The following is a 17,808-nucleotide window of genomic DNA, read 5'->3' on the forward strand; positions in this document are numbered from 1 at the left end:
ATAGCAAGGAGATTTGATGCAGACCAAGGAATTTGCCGCGCAAACGGGTTTGTCCGCCGCCACGCTGCGCTACTACGAGCAGGAAGGGCTGCTGCGCCCCGAACGAAACGCCAACGGCTACCGCGAATACGGTGCGCGCGATTTGGAATGGGTGGGTTTCATCCTTCGGCTGAAAGACATGGGCGTGCCGCTGGCGCAAATCAAGGAATACGCGCGGCTGCGGCATTTGGGCGATGAAACCGTCCCCGAACGTTACCGGATTTTGCAGGAACATCAGGCGGCTTTGAAACGCAAACGGCAGGAATTGGACGCTCATTGGGCGTTTTTGGAGCGGAAGCTGGCGTGGTATCGTGAGAAGATGGGCGGGCAGGGATAAGCAGCCTAAAAGCGTGAAAAGCAGCCTGCACATTTGGGAAAGCCCAAGTGCAGGCTGCTTTTGTGTTCCAACTTCGTTAAAGCTCGCGCTTTCAGACGGCCTTATCGGGGCGAGCGTCCCAAAACATAATTATTACAATTCACACGCCATGAATTGCTGAGCGCCCAGTGATAATCGATGATGATGTCTTCCGAATTGGTGAAAAAGGTGCGGTCGCTGTGCTGGCCGTAGCAGACGTTGCTGTAATAGTTGGTGATGACGGGACCGTTTTGACTGCATTCAAAAGGCCGTCTGAAAACATTTAAACCCTGTTTTCAGACGGCCTTTTTGTCCCAATCTATCTAAAAAATGCTAAGATTGTTGCCTTAATTTATCGGCAGAAACATCATGAACCCATTATTGAACCACCTCAAACCCTATCCTTTCGCCCGCCTGCGTGAAGCCATGCAAGGCATTGATGCACCCGAAGGTGTGACGCCCATTCATCTGCAAATCGGCGAGCCGAAACACCCGACGCCCAAAGTCATCACCGACGCGCTGACCACCTCCCTGCACGAACTGGAAAAATATCCGCTGACCGCTGGCCTGCCTGAACTGCGCCAAGCCTGCGCCGAATGGGTGGCCCGCCGTTATGATGGTTTGAGCCTCAATCCCGACAATGAAATCCTGCCCGTATTGGGCAGCCGGGAAGCTTTGTTCTCTTTTATCCAAACCGTTTTAAATCCGGCTTCAGACGGCCCCAAACCGGTCGTTATCAGCCCCAATCCTTTCTATCAAATTTACGAAGGCGCGACTATTTTGGGCGGCGGCGAAATCCATTTTGCCAACTGTCCTGCGCCCAGCTTCAACCCCGATTGGAGCAGCCTGCCTGAAGACGTATGGCAGCGCACCAAAGTCCTGATTGTCTGCTCGCCAAACAACCCGAGCGGCAGCGTCCTGCAATTAGAAGATTGGAAAGAAGTTTTTGATTTGCAAGACAAATACGGCTTCGTTATCGCCTCTGACGAATGCTATTCCGAAATCTATTTTGACGACAACAAACCGATCGGCGGCCTGCAGGCTGCGGCGCAATTAGGACGCGGTACACGCAACATTATTATGTTCACCAGCCTGTCCAAACGCTCCAACGTCCCCGGTTTGCGTTCCGGCTTTGTCGCAGGCGATGCCGAGTTGCTCAAAAACTTCCTGCTCTACCGCACCTACCACGGCAGCGCGATGAGCATTCCCGTCCAACGCGCCAGCATTGCCGCTTGGAACGATGAAGAACACGTCATCGACAACCGCCGCCTCTACCAAGAAAAATTCGACCGCGTCATCCCTATTTTGCAACAGGCATTCGATGTCAAACTGCCTGACGCGTCGTTCTACATTTGGCTGAAAGTTCCCGATGGCGACGACTTGGCATTTACGCGCAACCTGTGGCAGAAAGCCGCTATCCAAGTGTTGCCCGGCCGCTTCCTCGCCCGCGATACCGAACAAGGCAATCCGGGCGAAGGCTACGTCCGCATCGCTCTGGTTGCCGATGTGGAAAGCTGCGTCAAAGCGGCTGAAACCATGGTTGCTTTATACCGCCGATAAAACAAAGGCCGTCTGAAATTTCAGACGGCCTTTTTATTAAATAATCGGGTAATTTATATGGTGAAGTCCAGAAGGTAGAAATCTTCTTTGCCTACGCCGCACTCAGGGCATTTCCAGTCGTCGGGAATGTCTTCGAACTTGGTACCTGCCGGCAGGCCATGTTCGGGGTCGCCGACATCTTCATCGTAAATCCAGCCGCAAGGGCCGCACATATATTGAGCCATTTTGTATTCCTTCTATTTTAAAAAGGCCGTCTGAAACCGTATTTTCAGACGGCCTTTCGTGTGTTTTATTGTTGATATTTTGAATTTATTGAGCTGCTTCCAAAGCGGCGATTTCTTTACGCAGGTGTTTGATGGCCGGTGTTACGATGGCGACAAACATGGCCTCGCGGACGCGGCGTTGCGCCGGACTGCGCATCAGATAGCCTTTCGCGCCTGCATGCAATGCGGCAGATTGAGTGGCGTTCAGTGCCAACACAGCAGCCGCTTCACGCAGTTTCAAGGTTGCCAGCGTGTCAGGTTTATTGTTCCACGCATCATCGGCAAGGCGTTCGGTTTCCGCCCATGCGCCGTCCAACGCAGCTTTCAACTCATCGTAACTGTGGTCGAGGTATGAGTTCACTTCTGCGTTCACCACATTGGCCATGCGGATAATGCCGAGCGCACCGTCAATCACACCGGCGCCGATACCTATTTGCAGCAAGATGAAACCGGCTTTAATGGTCGGGATATAAGACTGGAACTGCTCAGGCGAAGCGATCACATCTTCATCGGGAATAAACACATCTTTAAAATTCAGGCTGTAAGTGCGCGTGCCTTCCAAACCGCAGAACTCAGGGCAATCTTGCAGGGTAACGCCTTCCCATTGACCGCCGGTGATAAACATCACATAGCTGTCGCCGATTTGGGCGGTATTTGCCCAAATGTGGTCTTCTCCGATATTGGATACCCAAGGCAAAGCACCGTTGATTTTGTAGCCGCCTTCGACGCGTTCGGCTTGCAGATTGTGTTTTTCGATACCGGCAAGGTGTTTGACGGTATTGGACATGCCCGTACCGGCCAAGACTTTGCCCTGCAGAATATCGGCCAAATATTTGGCTTTAACCGCTTGGTTGGGGGATTGATGCAGATACCACGCGCAAGCCGCCTGACACCATGCGCTGAACGAAGTGGCGCCGCATTCTTTACCGATTTCGCGCAATACGGCGATTTGCGTTGCCAAACCCAAACCGTTACCGCCCTCTTCAACCGTACCGGTTGCGGCAAAACCGCCGATTTTGCCCAATTCCAGCATAAATTCTTTCGGGTACAGGCCTTTGCGGTCGATGTCGTCCACCAATGGTTTCAGCTTGCTTTTAACGAGTTCGGCAACATTGTTCAGTAAAGCTTCGCGTGTCATGATTTTTTCCTCTGAATAAGGTTTGAAGCGTAGATGGTTCTACTCATGAATTATTCTTGGCAACAAGGATATCCTTGCTTTTTACTAAAAGGCCGTCTGAATTTTCAGACGGCCTTTGATGAGATTAGGCAAATGCCTGCAATTCAGGGTTGATTTCAGTTTTGGCAAGGTTGTTGACGTAGTTGCACAAGGTTGCCAAAGCAACGCCCATAACTACTTCAACGGCTTGCTGTTGGTTGTAACCGGCATCGAAGAATGCTTTCAGCTCGTCGTCGGATACTGCGCCTTTTTTCGCCATAACGGCTTGGGTGAATGTCGCCAAAGCACTCAGTTTGGCATCGTCAAACTCACCCGCAGCCAACGCGCGTGCGGCTTTGATGGATTGTTCGGACAACAGTTTTTTCAGGGTAGCCAGTTTGGTGTGGCCGGCAACGCAGAAACCGCATTCGTTGGTACGGGCGGCGATAATTTGGACAACTTCGACTTCGCCGTCAGTAAGGCTGTTGGCCGCATTCAGCTTGCCAACTTCTTGATAAAACGCCAAAGCTTCAGGCGCATTGGCCAAAACGCCGATCAGGTTAGGAATAAAGCCGTTGTTTTTCAATACGGCTTCAATGCGTGGTTTGGCGGCTTCAGGAGCGGTTTCGACTGTGTGTATGGTCAAGCGGGACATGTGTATAACCTTCTTATCTGGTGAAATGAAGTGCACATCATAAGCCATCCGTCTCCATCAGAAAAAGACTTATTGGTTATTTACCGCGAACCAAAAGTTATAAGGCCGTCTGAACGGATTCAGACGGCCTTATCAAATGATTCAACTCATTATTTCATAAAGTTTTTCAGTAGCATAGAAGCGATGTCGTCCAAGCCGAAGCCATCCGCATCTTGAGCCGTGCCGTTAGGCGTCGCTTTATCGACCAAGTCTGGCAACACTTTTGCCAACAAATCGCCTGCTTGGCCGGCATCCACGCCGAATTTTTGCGCGATTTGGTTCACGGTATCGCTGCCCAAAGCATTTTGCAGATCGCTGCCGGACACAGGCAGGTTGCTGGATTGGTTGGAAACCCAGCTGCTCAGAGCATCGCCCAAACCGCCTTGTTGCAGTTGGTTGATCAGGTTGCCCACGCCGCCTTGCTGTTTCACTAAATCCATCGCCATATCGGTCAGAGAACCTTGTGCGCCGTTTTCGTTGTTGCCACCCAACATTTGAGTAGCCGCATTCAAAAGATTGTCCATGAGTGCCATGACTTTTTCCTTGTATTTGTGTCTAAAAAAAGAAAACGGAGTGTAGCAAAATTTGTGCTGAAAAAATCAGGATTAACCAAACTAAACCTCTTTTATCTCAAAGCCGTAACAAAACAAAGGCCGTCTGAAACCCATTTTCAGACGGCCTTTATAATGAATAATACTATTCTTCGCGGCCATTGAAATACTCAGCCGCGCCACCTTCAAAAAAGCCTTGTAAAATTGCCTGCGCCGCCACTTGGTCAAGTACGGATTTTTGTTTTCGGCCAAATACTTGCGCTTCAGCAAGCAGGCTTTCCGCGTATAGGGAAGACATCCTTTCGTCCACCCAATAAACCGGCAAGTTAAAACGTCCGTGCAAACGGCGGCCAAATTTACGGCTCAAACGGGTCAGCTCATGCTCCGTGCCATCGGTATGCGTCGGCAGTCCGACCACAAAATACTTGGGTTGCCATTCTTTGACTAGCTTGGCAATGGCCTCAAATTTCTCATCATTGCTGTTGCCGGTTATCGTCGCCAGCGGATGGGTCATACCCAACTCAGCATCGCCCTGCGCCACGCCGATACGCGCCTCGCCGAAATCAAAAGCCAAAACCGTGCCTTTTGGTGCATCAGGCATGGCCGACTCCTGAAACCAAGGCGTTCGGATTGATGCCTAATTTTTCAAAAGCGGCGGCATAACGAAGCTCGTAAGGCACATCAAACAGAATATGCTCGTCCGCAGGGACGGTCAGCCAAACATTTTCTGCCAGCTCGCGCTCCAACTGCCCTTTACCCCATTTCGAATAACCAATGCTGATCAAAGCCTTGTCCACTGCACCTTCTTTAGACAAGTTTTCAATCACATCGCGCGAAGAAGTCAGCGCCACATTATCAGTTACCACCATGCTGTTTTGCCAGCGCCCGATCGGCGTATGCACGACATAGCCGCGCTCAATCTGAACCGGCCCGCCCATCATCACGTTTTCATGTTGCAGGCGCAACGGGATATTGCGGTCGGCGGCGGCGAAAATCATGTCCATGGTAATCGGCGAAGGCTTGTTGATGATGATGCCCAGCGCACCTTCTTCATCGTGTTCGCACACATAAATGACCGTATCCGTAAAAAACGGATCGTCCATATGAGGCATGGCAATCAGGAAATGGTTGGCTAAATTCATATTCTTCTTAATATCTATAAGCTGATTTTATTATTTTTGTCCGTCGGTAACCGGCGCATCCACCACGCACGCACCGTAAACTGCGCCGCCTGCCGGTACCGGCGTATCGGTTTTCGCATGGGCAAAACACGATACCGCGCTCAAAGAGTTTTTCGGCGAACCTTGAACGATTTTATCGCTGTACACCAAATAAGCGAAAGACTTACGTTTCGGATCGTAGTAGCGGATAATCTGTTGGCTCTTAAATGCTATGCTGGCACTGCGTTTGAACACTTGTCGCGGTTTCAAAACCGCAGCCTCGTTATAACGGATGACTTCCGCACTTTGCACGCAGGAAACTGATGCGTCGCTGGCATCTTCTTCCAGATTGACCGTTTCTTTCAAACCGCCTTTTTTCGCGTACGAAATATAACAGGCAACCCCCTGCACATCAGGATCGTCAAAACCTTCCACTTCGATACGGTCGTTTTTACCCAGCATATGAAACACCGTACTGGCGCGTCCGATTTTATCGGTATTGTCACCGCAAGCCGCCAAAACCATGGCACCCAACACTACTAATAAATATTTTTTCATAATATCCTGTCGATGCAGACTGTCAGTTTCCAGGCAGACTAAACCCCGTCCGCCCACTCTATCGTTACTATATAAGACCGTTCGTCCATATTGCAACCCGATATTATTTTCAGACGGCCTGACAGACAGTATAATCCGTCCTATTGTTCCTACTTTGATAGCAAGATCGAACCATGCGTTACAAACCCCTCATTCTCGCCCTGTTGCTCAGTTTCTCCCTGCCAACCTATGCTGCCAAAGACGCGCCGAAAGAAAAAGCGGCCACTGTCAAAAAGGCTGCGCCCGTAAAAAAAGAGAAAGAAGCCGCTAAGGCAGATGTAAAAAAAGAAACCTCAAAAAAACAAGCGGTAAAAGAAAAAGAGGAAAACAAAAAAGCGGTTAAAGCCAAAGCTGCCAAAGAGAAGGAAACCGCCGACAAAAACGAACGCGCTTCAGCCAAAAACAAAACGGCTAAAGTCGCCGAAGCCGCTGCCGACAATAAAAAGTCCAGCCGCAAAGCCGAAGAGCCTAAAGAAACGGCAAAAGACAAAAAAGCCACAGCCGCAAAATCCGGCAAGGCCAAAGAACAAGACAAGAAACCTGTTGAAGATAAAAAAGACAGCAAAGCTAAAGAACCCGTAAAAAAAGCAGAACCTAAGGAAATCAAAGCCAAAGAGCCTGCTAAAAAAGCGGTTGAGGATAAAAAAGACGGCAAAAAAACCAAAGAGCCCGGAAAAAAAACAGCCGAAGACAAAAAGGCCGAAGCTAAAGAGCCTGCCCAAAAAGCTGTCGAAGACAAAAAAGACGCTAAAAAAGACACAAAAGCCAAAGAGCAAAACAAAAAAGCCGAGCCTAAAGTTGAGCCTAAAGCCATCTCTTCAGCCGACAACGATTTCAAAGCAGCCGTAACTGCCGCCGCCAACGATATGGAAACCAAGAAATCCTTTGCCAAACGCAACGAGGGTTTCATTATCCATGTCAATGCCACGCTCAAACAGCTGCAACAAACACGCAACAACCTCTCCGGCATCAACCGCAAACAACGCGACGCATGGGAAAAATTCCAAAAACTTAATGCCGATGCCAACCAGTTGAAAGCCGAAGTTTCCAACACGCGCGCCCAAATTTCGCGTTTTGTGTCCGGCAACTATAAAAACAGCCAGCCTAACGCGGTCGCCCTCTTCCTGAAAAACGCCGATGCCGGTCAAAAAACCCGCTTCCTGCGTTACACGCGTTATATCAACAACGCCAACGACCAAGTCATGAGAGACTTGGAAAAACAACAAAAAGAGCTGGCGGCGCAGGAGCAAAAAATCAACAATGAATTGGCTTACCTGAAAAAACTGCAAGCCAATATCCAAGCTTCATTGCGTCAACAAGGCGTAACCAATACCGCCGAACAAGCTGAAAGCCGCCGTCAAAACGCGCAAATGGCCAAAGAAGTGCAAAAGAAAATCAACCACAGAGAAAACGAGCAACGCCTCAACAATCTCTTGAAAGATTTGGAAAAACGCAAAGCCGATCAACGCAAAGCCGAAGCTGAAGCACGTAAAAAAGCCGCCGAAGCCCGCTTGGCCGCCGCTGAAAAAGCCCGCAAAGAGCAGGCTGCCGCCCAACAAAAAGCCGAAGCCGAACGCGCCGCCATGTCCACGCTGACTGACGAAGACATGAAACTACAAGCCCCCAACACCCAAGGCTTTACCGTCAGCAACGCCAACAGCTTCAGCCGTATGCAAGGTCGTCTGAAAAAACCGGTCAACGGCACATTGGCAGGTCTGTTCGGTCAAGACCGCGGCGATGGCGAAGTTTGGAAAGGCGTGTTCTACAATACTGTTCCTGCTCCGGTCAGCAGCATTGCCTCAGGCACAGTTACTTTTGCCGGCGAGCTTGAAGGCTACGGCAAAGTAGTCGTCCTCGACCACGGCGACGGCTATGTCAGCATTTACTCCGGTCTGAGCGAAATCGACATTGCCCAAAACTACGCCGTCAATGCCGGCAGTAAGATTGGCACCAGCGGCACTTTGCCGTCGGGTGAAACCGGCCTTTACCTTGAAGTCCGCTACAACGGACAAGTCATGAATCCGCTTTCATGGATTAACTGATGTTTCAGACGGCCTGAGTGAGCTTTCCCCTTCAGGCCGTCTGAATTTCATCATAAACTACAATAAAACACGATTTTCACGCCTGTTCAGCACATTAAACAACAAACTTTTACCTTAAACTTATTGTTCCAAGCGTTTAAATCACATAAAGTCAACGGGTTCAGAGAAAACAAAAACTACTTTGCTTACCGTACACAAAAAGAAAGTCAAACGAATGTCAACAAAATCCACTTTAAAAAAAGTTGCAATCTACACTCTCGGCGCGTTTAGCGGCATCGCCCTCAGCCTGAGTGTACAAAGTTTTGCCGCCGAAAAAGACAAAAAAGACAACGAGGCCCTGCCCGTGCAAACCATCCGCACCATGGCAGAAGTGTACGGCCAAATCAAAGCCAACTATTACCAAGACAAACCCGACGCCGAGCTCTTTGAAGGCGCAATGAAAGGCATGGTGTCCGATCTCGATCCGCATTCCGAGTATATGGACAAAAAAGGATATGCCGAAATGAAAGAATCCACCAGTGGCGAATTCGGCGGCTTGGGCATGGAAATCGGACAGGAAGACGGCTTCGTCAAAGTCGTTGCCCCGATTGAAGACACTCCGGCAGAACGCGCCGGCGTAAAAAGTGGCGACTTCATCGTCAAAATCGACAATACCTCTACGCGCGGCCTGACCGTCAGCGAAGCCGTCAAAAAAATGCGCGGCAAACCGGGTACCAAAATCACCCTGACCCTTTCACGCAAAAATGCCGACAAACCCATCGTCGTCAACCTGACCCGCGCCATCATCAAAGTCAAAAGCGTGCGCCATCATCTGCTTGAAAAAGACTACGGCTACATCCGCGTCTCCCAATTCCAAGAGCGCACTGTTGCCGCACTCAACGAAGCTGCGCAAGCCCTTGTCAAAGAAAACAAAGGTCCGCTCAAAGGCATCATCCTCGACTTGCGCGACGACCCGGGCGGCCTGCTCAACGGTGCAGTCGGCGTATCCGCAGCCTTCCTGCAACCTGACGTAACCGTTGTCAGCACCAAAGGCCGCAACAAAAAAGAAGGCATGGTACTCAAAGCAACTGCCGAAGACTACATCACCACCAGCGGCAAAGACCCGTTGGCAGGATTGCCTGCCGAGCTGAAAACCATTCCTATGACCGTCCTGATTAACGCAGGCTCGGCCTCCGCTTCCGAAATCGTTGCCGGTGCATTGCAAGACCACAAACGCGCCGTCGTCGTCGGCACACAAAGTTTCGGCAAAGGCTCAGTACAGACCCTGATTCCGCTTTCCGGCGGCAGCGCAGTTAAACTGACCACCGCCCTTTACTACACACCAAACGACCGCTCGATTCAAGCGCAAGGCATTGTTCCTGACGTTGAAGTCAAAGACAAAGACCGCGCTTTTGAAAGCCGCGAAGCCGATTTGGTCGGCCATATCGGCAATCCGTTGGGCGGCCAAGACGTCAACAGCAGCACTGAAACGCCTGCCAACGCAGAAACCAAAGCCGATAAAGACAAGTCCAAAAAAGACAAAGACGAAGACATCTCCAGCCGCCGCATTCCAAATCCGGCCAAAGATGATCAACTCCGCAAAGCCTTGGACTTGGTGAAAAATCCAGCCGAATGGCAAAAATCTTTGGGTTTGGCAGCGAAAAAACCTGCTCCGAAAAAAGATGCGGATAAAGACAGCAAAAAATAAACCCATCTTTATCCGATAAAAGGCCGTCTGAAAACTTTCCATTTTCAGACGGCCTATAAACACCTCCCTACTCCAAGGTAAGAACAAACATGAACATTTCCAGACTCATCCTCCCCGCACTGACCAGCCTATTCCTCCTAAACTCCCCGGTATCATCGGCAGCCAAACCCGAACAAGCCTCTGAGATGTACATTGCCAACAAAATCACCAGTGAAAACCTACACGGCTTCTGGGGAAATGCAGTCGAAAACGAAGAAGGCGCTCTTATCAACACAACCATCTTTAACCCCGACAACACTGGCACAGACATCGCCATAATGAGTTTCAAAGCCACCAACAAAATCTTCACCATCAGACAGGACTTTAATTGGACATTTGACGAGAAAAAACAAGAAATCCACCAAACCGTAACTGACTATAAAACCTCCATCAACGGCAAAGAAGAACAAAACAAACAAAAAATAGGTGAAAAAAGTACCATAAAAGCCAGAATCCTCATCATCAAAGGCCTGCCCGGTATGTTGGAATTGACTGACAAAGCCAGTGGCAACCAAACCAGCTACTTTAAACAAGATCCGGATAAAATACTCAACCATCTTGAAAACAGCAAAAAAACACACCCATAATCTCAAGGCCGTCTGAAAACCTCCCTCACTTTTCAGACGGCCTTCCCACTAAAATACTGCGGAAACAAAACACCATGGCAAAAGCCCCCAAAACCATCTACCAATGTTCCGAATGCGGTGGTACTTCCCCAAAATGGCAGGGTAAATGCCCGCATTGCGGCGAGTGGAACACACTTCAGGAAAGCCTGGCCGCGCCCGAACCGAAAAACGCCCGCTTCCAATCTTGGGCGGCGGACACCTCGACCATCCAATCCCTCTCTGCCGTTACCGCGACCGAAGTGCCGCGTAATCCGACCGGCATGGGCGAGCTTGACCGCGTATTGGGCGGTGGTTTGGTCGATGGAGCGGTCATCCTGCTCGGCGGCGACCCCGGCATCGGCAAATCCACGCTGCTGTTACAAACCATTGCCAAAATGGCGCAAAGTCGCAAAGTGCTGTACATTTCCGGCGAGGAATCCGCCCAACAAGTCGCCCTGCGTGCGCAACGTTTGGAACTGCCCACCGAAGGCGTGAACCTGCTTGCCGAAATCCGCATGGAAGCGATTCAGACGGCCTTGAAACAGCATCAGCCCGCAGTCGTGGTCATTGATTCCATCCAAACTATGTATTCCGACCAAATCACTTCCGCCCCCGGCTCCGTGTCGCAGGTGCGCGAGTGTGCCGCCCAACTGACGCGCATGGCGAAACAAATGGGCATCGCCATGATACTGGTCGGACACGTTACCAAAGACGGCGCGATTGCCGGCCCGCGCGTATTGGAACACATGGTCGATACCGTGCTGTATTTCGAAGGCGACCAACATTCCAACTACCGCATGATACGTGCCATCAAAAACCGCTTCGGCGCGGCAAACGAATTGGGCGTATTCGCCATGACCGAAAACGGTTTGAGAGGCGTATCCAACCCGTCCGCCATCTTCCTTGCCAGCTACCGCGACGACACGCCCGGTTCGTGCGTTTTGGTCACACAGGAAGGCAGCCGCCCGCTTTTGGTCGAAATTCAGGCATTGGTCGATGACGCGCACGGCTTCACCCCCAAACGCCTCACAGTCGGCCTCGAACAAAACCGCCTCTCCATGTTGCTCGCCGTCCTAAACCGCCACGGCGGCATCGCCTGTTTCGACCAAGACGTGTTCCTCAATGCCGTCGGCGGCGTCAAAATCGGCGAACCCGCCGCCGACCTTGCCGTCATCCTCGCCATGCTCTCCAGCTTCCGCAACCGCCCCATGCCCGAAAAAACCGTGGTTTTCGGCGAAATCGGCCTAAGCGGCGAAGTCCGCCCCGTCGCACGCGGACAAGAGCGGCTCAAAGAAGCGGAAAAACTCGGCTTCAAACGCGCCATCGTTCCCAAGGCCAATATGCCGCGCCATGACAAAGAGTTTCCAAACCTGAAAATCTACGGCGTCAGCAGTTTGCAGGAAGCGATTGACGTCTGTCGTGACGGGGACTAAACCGTTTCAATAATCCGACTCAAAAAACAATCAGCTAAAAGGCCGTCTGAAAACTTCCAGACGGCCTCTCTTTAAATTTAAATAATTTTGTTATATTATAACGAACGACTTTGTTCTATCTTTTCTACACATCGAAAATCGGAGAGAAATCATGAAAAAAACCGCTTTGCTTATCGCATCCGCCTTCCTGTTCAGCACTGCCGCACACGCCCATCGCGTTTGGGTTGAAACCGCCCACACACATGGCGGCGAATACCTTGAAGCCGAATTGGGCTATGGCGAATTCCCTGAGCTTGAACCTATCGCCAAAGACCGCCTGCACATTTTCAGCAAACCCATGCAACTGGTGACTGAAAAAGGCAAAGAAAACATGATTCAAAAAGGCACATACAATTACCAATACCGCAGCAAACTGCCGGTCAAAGACGGCAGCTACTTGGTAACCGCCGAATACCAACCGACTTTCTGGTCAAAAAACAGCGCGGGCTGGAAGCAGGCAAGCATCAAAGAAATGCCTGATGCAAGCTATTGCGAACAAACCCGTATGTTCGGCAAAAACATCGTCAATGTCGGCCACGAAAGCGCAGATACCGCCATCATCACCAAACAAGTCGGCCAACATTTGGAAATCGTACCTTTGGACAACCCTGCCAACGTCCACGTCGGCGAACGCTTCAAAGTCCGCGTCCTCTTCAATGGCGAGCCGCTGCCTAACGCCACCGTTACCGCCACATTTGACGGCTTCGACACCAGCGACCGCAGCAAAACCCATAAAACCGAAGCCCAAGCCTTCTCCGATACCACCGATGACAAAGGCGAAGTCAGCATCATTCCATTGCGCCAAGGTTTCTGGAAAGCCAGCGTAGAACACAAAGCCGATTTCCCCGATCAAAGCGTGTGCCAAAAGCAGGCGAACTACACCACTTTGACCTTCCAAATCGGTCATTCACATCATTGATTTTTCCATAACAAAAGGCCGTCTGAATAGTTCAGACGGCCTTTATTCATCCTATTTAAGGACGATGCGGCGCAAACCGCCATTGTCCCAATTCCAAATTCAAATCAAACAGATTCAGACGGCCTATTGCCACGCGGACCAAGCGTAAACACGGAAAGCCTGCTTTCGCAGTCATCCTTCGCACTTGGCGGTTTTTCCCTTCCGAAATTTTAATTTCCACCCAAAAATCAGGCACGGACTTACGCACGCGAATCGGCGGCACGCGCGGCCATAAAACATCCGCTTCACCTTCTTCCAATACCCTGACCTCGGCCGGACGGGTGACAAAATCGCCCAAATCTACGCCACGGCGCAATAAATCCAATTTGGCTTCATCAGGAGAACCCTCCACCTGCGCCCAATAAGTTTTAACCTGCTTGAATTTCGGGTCGGCAATCTGCGCCTGCAAACGGCCATTATTGGTCAGCAGCAAACCCTCGCTGTCCGTATCCAAACGGCCGGCCGGATAAAATCCCGGTTTCTCGACAAAATCCTTAAGGCACTGATGTTTTTCATGTGCAGAAAACTGGCAAATCACGCCATAAGGCTTGTTTAGAATAATCAAATCGTTCATTTCACACTTTCAGACGGCCTTGGATTCCAAGAAATTCCGGATAATAAAAAAGACACCGTATAAACGGTGTCTTTCATATTTGGCGGAGTAAGAGGGATTCGAACCCTCGATGCAGGTTGACCCCACATGCTTCCTTAGCAGGGAAGTGCCTTCAGCCTCTCAGCCATTACTCCTAAGGAAGACCGCAATATACGCTTTCTGCCCTCCTTCGTCAAGCATGACCGCCCCAAACTTTCTTAACACCATGAAATCATTTAAATAAAAATATAATATTTTTTACATCATCCTATTTTTATACTTCTTTCATATATGTTAAAATGATTTTGTTTTCTGTAAACCTTTTTTCACACCCCTTATTACAAAGGAGTTCGTATGTTACGTTTTTCTGCTTTGGTTGCCGTATCCGCCCTGATGCTTGCCGCTTGCTCACAATCCGGCAATTCCCAACCATCTACTTCCTCCTCTCAAACTTCTACTCCAAAAACAACTGCCGCCGGTTCTGCCTGCCGCAGCATGGGTGAAGGCCATAAAGTCAATGGCAAAGGTCAAAACGACATTTATATGTGTAAAGTCGATGTAGCTTTGAACTCTGCCGAAGCCAAATCCGCTTTGGATCCTAGTATCCGCGTTCACTACGGCAGCACATCCGGAGCGACTTTGACTTCCCGTCAAATCTCCAACTCAGTCGGCAAAACCCCTGATGAAACCTGCCAACGCGCATTCCTGAGCGCGGTTAAACGCTTCCAAAGCACTGCACTTCGTAAAAAAGCCAAATCCGTTCATCTGGTTAGCTACTTTGACAAAGTAACCAAAGGCGGTAACGAATACGAATGCCACATCGCTACATTCAACAGCCGTGTGGTTTTGAAAGGCAGCTTCCACTAAGCAATGTCAAAAATGCCGGACTTCAACATGAAGTTTGGCATTTTTCTATTTTATGGATACGACACCCCTTCACTGCCTGCTGGCCGATTCGTCTTTTGCCGCCTGCTACGATCATGCGTCTCTAAATGCAGCCGATTCACAACGTTTGGCTGCCACGCCGCAACTGGCGCAGCGTCAAGACTGGCAAGTCAGCCGAGCATTAAAACAGCAAACCGATTTACCGGCTGTATCGCTGAGCCACAGCCAAGGCTTTGCCGCTTTATTGTGTGCGCTTCATCCCTTAACAGCCGGTGTCGATATCGAATTTATCCGACCGCGCGATTTTAAAGCGCTGTCGGCTTTGATCTGCTCGCAGGAAGAACAAGACTATTTGGAAACGGCAAACTGGCCGTCTGAAACGTTTTACCGATTATGGTGTTTCAAAGAAGCATTGATTAAAGCGGCAAATTTGGATTTTCCGTCAGACATGAAATCGGTCGGCTATGTTTTCGATTCAGGGCAACCCGTCGGTTTACGCGCTGGAAAGCAAACCGATTGGCGCGGCACAAGCGCGATTTTGGCGGATACGATGGCAATTGCCTGCGTTTGGAAGGAAAAAACCGTCGCTCTGCAATGGCAGTTTTTCGGCTCACTCAAGCTCAATGACTTAACCGACCGGCAAACTATCTAACAACTGACAAACTAATAATAATCTGATTTAATTTACTGGACTTTTACTTATTCCACACACCAACAGCAGCATTTGCAAAAGGCCGTCTGAACGATGAATCTTCGCCTCCTAAACCGCCTCTATACTGCCCTTATCCTGTTTCTTACCCTGTTTTTGGTTTATGCCTTTGCTTCACAAACGCGTATCCAAACCGATTTGACCGCGTTATTGCCAAGCGAGCAGCAACCCGATGCCTTACTGACGGCTGCGGATAAAGCTGCAGAAGCGCAGCTCAATTCGCAAGTCATTTTGCTTGCCGGCAGTACCGATGCCGAAACTGCTTTTCAGACGGCCGCACAAATTGCCGATGCATGGCGCAAGAGCGGCGTATTTGAACAAGTCGACAGTAGCATGACGCCGAATTTGGATAAAGTGCGGGCGGATATGCAGAAACTAGGCTTGGCCGTTTTGCCGCAAGACGAAATCCGCCTGCTGTTTGAGCAGCCGAAAGCCTATTTTCAAGCGCGCGCAGAAGCCGTGGCCAATCCTTTTGCCGCTCCCTCCCCTTTGTCTTTAGAACAAGACTGGCTGGGCTTTGGACGCTTTGTTGCCGACAAAGCCAATCCGCAAAGCCGTTTGCAGTGGGACATGGACAACGGCATGCTGTTTGCCGAAGACCAAGGCAAAACTTGGGTATTTTTACGCGGACGGCTCGCCGGCGGCGATCAATTTTCCGGCAACGACGCCCTCTTGCCGCTGATGGCGCAAAGCCGTCAAATCGCTTCGGAAAACGGCGCGGAAACCTTAAGCGCAGGCGGCGCATTGTTCGCCGCTGTATCCAAAGCAGCCGCAGAAAAAGAAAGCCGGCTGATGAGCATGGTCGGACTTGGGCTGACCTTTGCGCTGCTGTTGTGGGTCTTCCGCAGCGGCCGCGTGTTTTTGCTGTCTTTGCCGTTGGCAGCCGGCATGTTGACCGGATTGGCAGTTGCGTTATTAACCTTCGGCGAAGTGCATATCCTGACCATCGTCATCGGCACCAGCCTGGTGGGTATGTTGGTGGATTTCCCGTTGCACTGGCTTGCTCCGTCGGTATTCGGGCCGTCTGAAAAGACCGTTTGGCAGGCTGAATCAGCAATGAAACATGTCTTGCCAAGTTTTGCCGTCAGCCTGACAATTACCGTCTTGGGCTACGCGCTGCTGTGGTTCACCCCTTTGCCTGTACTGCGCCAAACCGCCGTGTTTTCAGGCTTCGCCTTATTTGGCGCGTTTGGTGCCACCGTTTTATGGCTGCCGCCGCTGTTTCGCCACTACCGTGCCAAAACCGTGCCTTTTGCCGCATTAACCGAAAAGCTCTATTCCTTGTCAGGCCGTCTGAAAAACCGCCTGCACAAACGCGGCTGGTTAATCGTGGGCGGAATTTTGCTGGCAGTCGGATTATGGCGCAGCGACTGGCGTGACGACATCCGTCAATGGGTCAATATGCCGACCGCGATGTTGGCCGAGGTACAACAAATCGGCCAGTTGAGCGGCACGGATTTTGGTGGAAAATATTTGGTGGCCGAAGCACAAAGCGAAGATGCCCTATTGAAGAAAACCGCCGAACTCGGTCGTGCCCTGCAGCCCTTAATCGCGCAAGGCAAACTGTCCGGCATCCAATCGCCCGACCAATTCATCCTGCCGACAACGGAACAGCAAAAACTGCAAAACCGCCTGCGCGAATTGACCAAATTGCCTGATAGCTGGAAACCGCTCACAGAAATCGGTATTCCTCGCAAAACCGTGCGCGATGCCCTGCTGCAAGCTGCCGATACGCAACCATTGTCGCTTTCAGACGGCCTGAATACCGATTTGGCAGAGGCTTGGCGTTCCTTGTATTTGGGCGAAGTGGAACCAGGCCATTTTGCTGCCGTCGTGCGTTTGAACGGCATGACCGATGAAGCCGCCGTACGCGCCGTGGCGCAACACGTCTCCGGCGTACATTGGGCTGACAAGCGCGCCCACTTAAACGAGCTTTTCCACCACACGCGCAATCAGGCCGCATGGTTGAAACTGGCTTCCTATGTGTTGGCATGGCTGCTCTTGTGGAAAATGTTTGGTTTCAAACGCGGCAGCAAAATCCTTGCCGTGCCGCTGGCCGCCGCCATCTGCACCGTTGCCGTACTCGGTTTGGCCGGCATTCCCGTCAGCCTGTTTGCCATGTTCGGCCTGCTTTTAGTATCCGCCATCGGCGTGGACTATGCCGTCTATGCCGCTACTGCACATCACAGCGCGCCGGCAAAATTAGGCGGTATGCTGCTTGCCGCCGCTACAACAGCCATTTCCTTTGCCCTGCTCGCCATCAGCAGCACGCCCGCCGTTGCCGCGTTCGGTATGACGGTTACCATCGGTGTGGCATTCAATATTTGGCTGGCAGGCACATTGTTGAAAAATTAGACAAAAGATGAAGGCGATTGAAGTTGAAGCGATATTTTTTTCAACTTCTATCGCCAAGTTGCAAAAGGCCGTCTGAAAAATTTCAGGCG

Annotated in this window: 18 protein-coding genes and 1 tRNA gene; 10 read left to right on the forward strand and 9 right to left on the reverse strand. The window is 50.7% G+C overall.

Annotated features, from left to right (window positions below; all coding sequences use genetic code 11):
- Positions 1-16 precede the first annotated feature (16 nt).
- Entirely contained in the window at positions 17-376 is a 360-nt protein-coding gene (locus ACTHTG_RS01935; RefSeq protein ID WP_004520095.1) for a MerR family transcriptional regulator, read from the forward strand.
- Between the two features lie 387 nt (positions 377-763).
- On the forward strand, positions 764-1,954 hold the full coding sequence (dapC, locus tag ACTHTG_RS01940) for a succinyldiaminopimelate transaminase (RefSeq protein WP_004520092.1): 1,191 nt from the start codon (positions 764-766) through the stop codon (positions 1,952-1,954).
- A gap of 53 nt (positions 1,955-2,007) precedes the next feature.
- Here the strand turns inward: dapC and ACTHTG_RS01945 are convergent, their stop codons facing one another.
- From ACTHTG_RS01945 to ACTHTG_RS01975, 7 genes are all read right to left on the reverse strand, one after another.
- Positions 2,008-2,178, reverse strand: a complete 171-nt coding sequence (locus ACTHTG_RS01945) for a rubredoxin (RefSeq protein WP_003747315.1) — start codon at positions 2,176-2,178, stop codon at positions 2,008-2,010.
- A gap of 85 nt (positions 2,179-2,263) precedes the next feature.
- The gene (locus tag ACTHTG_RS01950; protein WP_049336464.1) at positions 2,264-3,355 is read right to left on the reverse strand and encodes an acyl-CoA dehydrogenase family protein; all 1,092 of its coding nucleotides are present in this window, start codon (positions 3,353-3,355) and stop codon (positions 2,264-2,266) included.
- 124 nt (positions 3,356-3,479) lie between these two features.
- Positions 3,480-4,028: a carboxymuconolactone decarboxylase family protein gene (locus ACTHTG_RS01955; RefSeq protein ID WP_039862234.1), complete on the reverse strand. Its 549-nt coding sequence runs from the start codon at positions 4,026-4,028 to the stop codon at positions 3,480-3,482.
- A gap of 149 nt (positions 4,029-4,177) precedes the next feature.
- Positions 4,178-4,600, reverse strand: a complete 423-nt coding sequence (locus tag ACTHTG_RS01960; protein WP_004520088.1) for a YidB family protein — start codon at positions 4,598-4,600, stop codon at positions 4,178-4,180.
- 163 nt (positions 4,601-4,763) lie between these two features.
- Entirely contained in the window at positions 4,764-5,219 is a 456-nt protein-coding gene (gene ruvX / locus ACTHTG_RS01965; RefSeq protein WP_004520086.1) for a Holliday junction resolvase RuvX, read from the reverse strand.
- On the reverse strand, positions 5,212-5,760 hold the full coding sequence (locus ACTHTG_RS01970) for a YqgE/AlgH family protein (RefSeq protein WP_004520085.1): 549 nt from the start codon (positions 5,758-5,760) through the stop codon (positions 5,212-5,214). Before ACTHTG_RS01970 ends, ruvX begins: the two co-directional genes overlap by 8 nt.
- 30 nt (positions 5,761-5,790) lie before the next feature.
- Entirely contained in the window at positions 5,791-6,336 is a 546-nt protein-coding gene (locus ACTHTG_RS01975; RefSeq protein ID WP_004520084.1) for a CreA family protein, read from the reverse strand.
- A gap of 173 nt (positions 6,337-6,509) precedes the next feature.
- Here ACTHTG_RS01975 and ACTHTG_RS01980 point away from each other — a divergent pair, with 173 nt between their 5' ends.
- From ACTHTG_RS01980 to ACTHTG_RS02000, 5 genes are all read left to right on the forward strand, one after another.
- Positions 6,510-8,417, forward strand: coding sequence for a murein hydrolase activator EnvC family protein (locus tag ACTHTG_RS01980; RefSeq protein ID WP_049336459.1), 1,908 nt, complete (start codon positions 6,510-6,512; stop codon positions 8,415-8,417).
- Between the two features lie 214 nt (positions 8,418-8,631).
- Positions 8,632-10,104 carry a S41 family peptidase gene (locus ACTHTG_RS01985; RefSeq protein ID WP_004520081.1) on the forward strand — a complete coding sequence of 491 codons (1,473 nt, stop codon included), beginning with the start codon at positions 8,632-8,634 and terminating at the stop codon, positions 10,102-10,104.
- Between the two features lie 89 nt (positions 10,105-10,193).
- Positions 10,194-10,730, forward strand: coding sequence for a hypothetical protein (locus ACTHTG_RS01990; protein ID WP_004520080.1), 537 nt, complete (start codon positions 10,194-10,196; stop codon positions 10,728-10,730).
- 74 nt (positions 10,731-10,804) lie between these two features.
- Positions 10,805-12,181: a DNA repair protein RadA gene (gene radA, locus ACTHTG_RS01995; protein ID WP_004520079.1), complete on the forward strand. Its 1,377-nt coding sequence runs from the start codon at positions 10,805-10,807 to the stop codon at positions 12,179-12,181.
- Between the two features lie 151 nt (positions 12,182-12,332).
- Positions 12,333-13,139 (forward strand): DUF4198 domain-containing protein, encoded by an 807-nt coding sequence (locus ACTHTG_RS02000; RefSeq protein WP_003685136.1) that lies wholly within the window; start codon positions 12,333-12,335, stop codon positions 13,137-13,139.
- 55 nt (positions 13,140-13,194) lie between these two features.
- Here ACTHTG_RS02000 and ACTHTG_RS02005 read toward each other — a convergent pair whose 3' ends face one another.
- Positions 13,195-13,752 (reverse strand): pseudouridine synthase, encoded by a 558-nt coding sequence (locus tag ACTHTG_RS02005; protein WP_440360506.1) that lies wholly within the window; start codon positions 13,750-13,752, stop codon positions 13,195-13,197.
- An 80-nt stretch (positions 13,753-13,832) separates the two neighbouring features.
- Positions 13,833-13,925 (reverse strand) — tRNA-Ser (locus ACTHTG_RS02010).
- 199 nt (positions 13,926-14,124) lie between these two features.
- On the opposite strand from ACTHTG_RS02010, the gene ACTHTG_RS02015 reads away from it, so the two are divergent.
- From ACTHTG_RS02015 to ACTHTG_RS02025, 3 genes are all read left to right on the forward strand, one after another.
- Positions 14,125-14,637, forward strand: coding sequence for a hypothetical protein (locus tag ACTHTG_RS02015; protein ID WP_224783355.1), 513 nt, complete (start codon positions 14,125-14,127; stop codon positions 14,635-14,637).
- Positions 14,638-14,689: 52 nt separating this feature from the next.
- The gene (locus tag ACTHTG_RS02020; RefSeq protein ID WP_004520076.1) at positions 14,690-15,307 is read left to right on the forward strand and encodes a 4'-phosphopantetheinyl transferase family protein; all 618 of its coding nucleotides are present in this window, start codon (positions 14,690-14,692) and stop codon (positions 15,305-15,307) included.
- 93 nt (positions 15,308-15,400) lie between these two features.
- Entirely contained in the window at positions 15,401-17,719 is a 2,319-nt protein-coding gene (locus tag ACTHTG_RS02025) for an MMPL family transporter (RefSeq protein ID WP_004520075.1), read from the forward strand.
- The last annotated feature ends 89 nt before the right edge of the window (positions 17,720-17,808 follow it).

Origin of the sequence: Neisseria sp. P0017.S009, assembly GCF_051957375.1 — a bacterium.
GTDB lineage: Bacteria > Pseudomonadota > Gammaproteobacteria > Burkholderiales > Neisseriaceae > Neisseria > Neisseria perflava.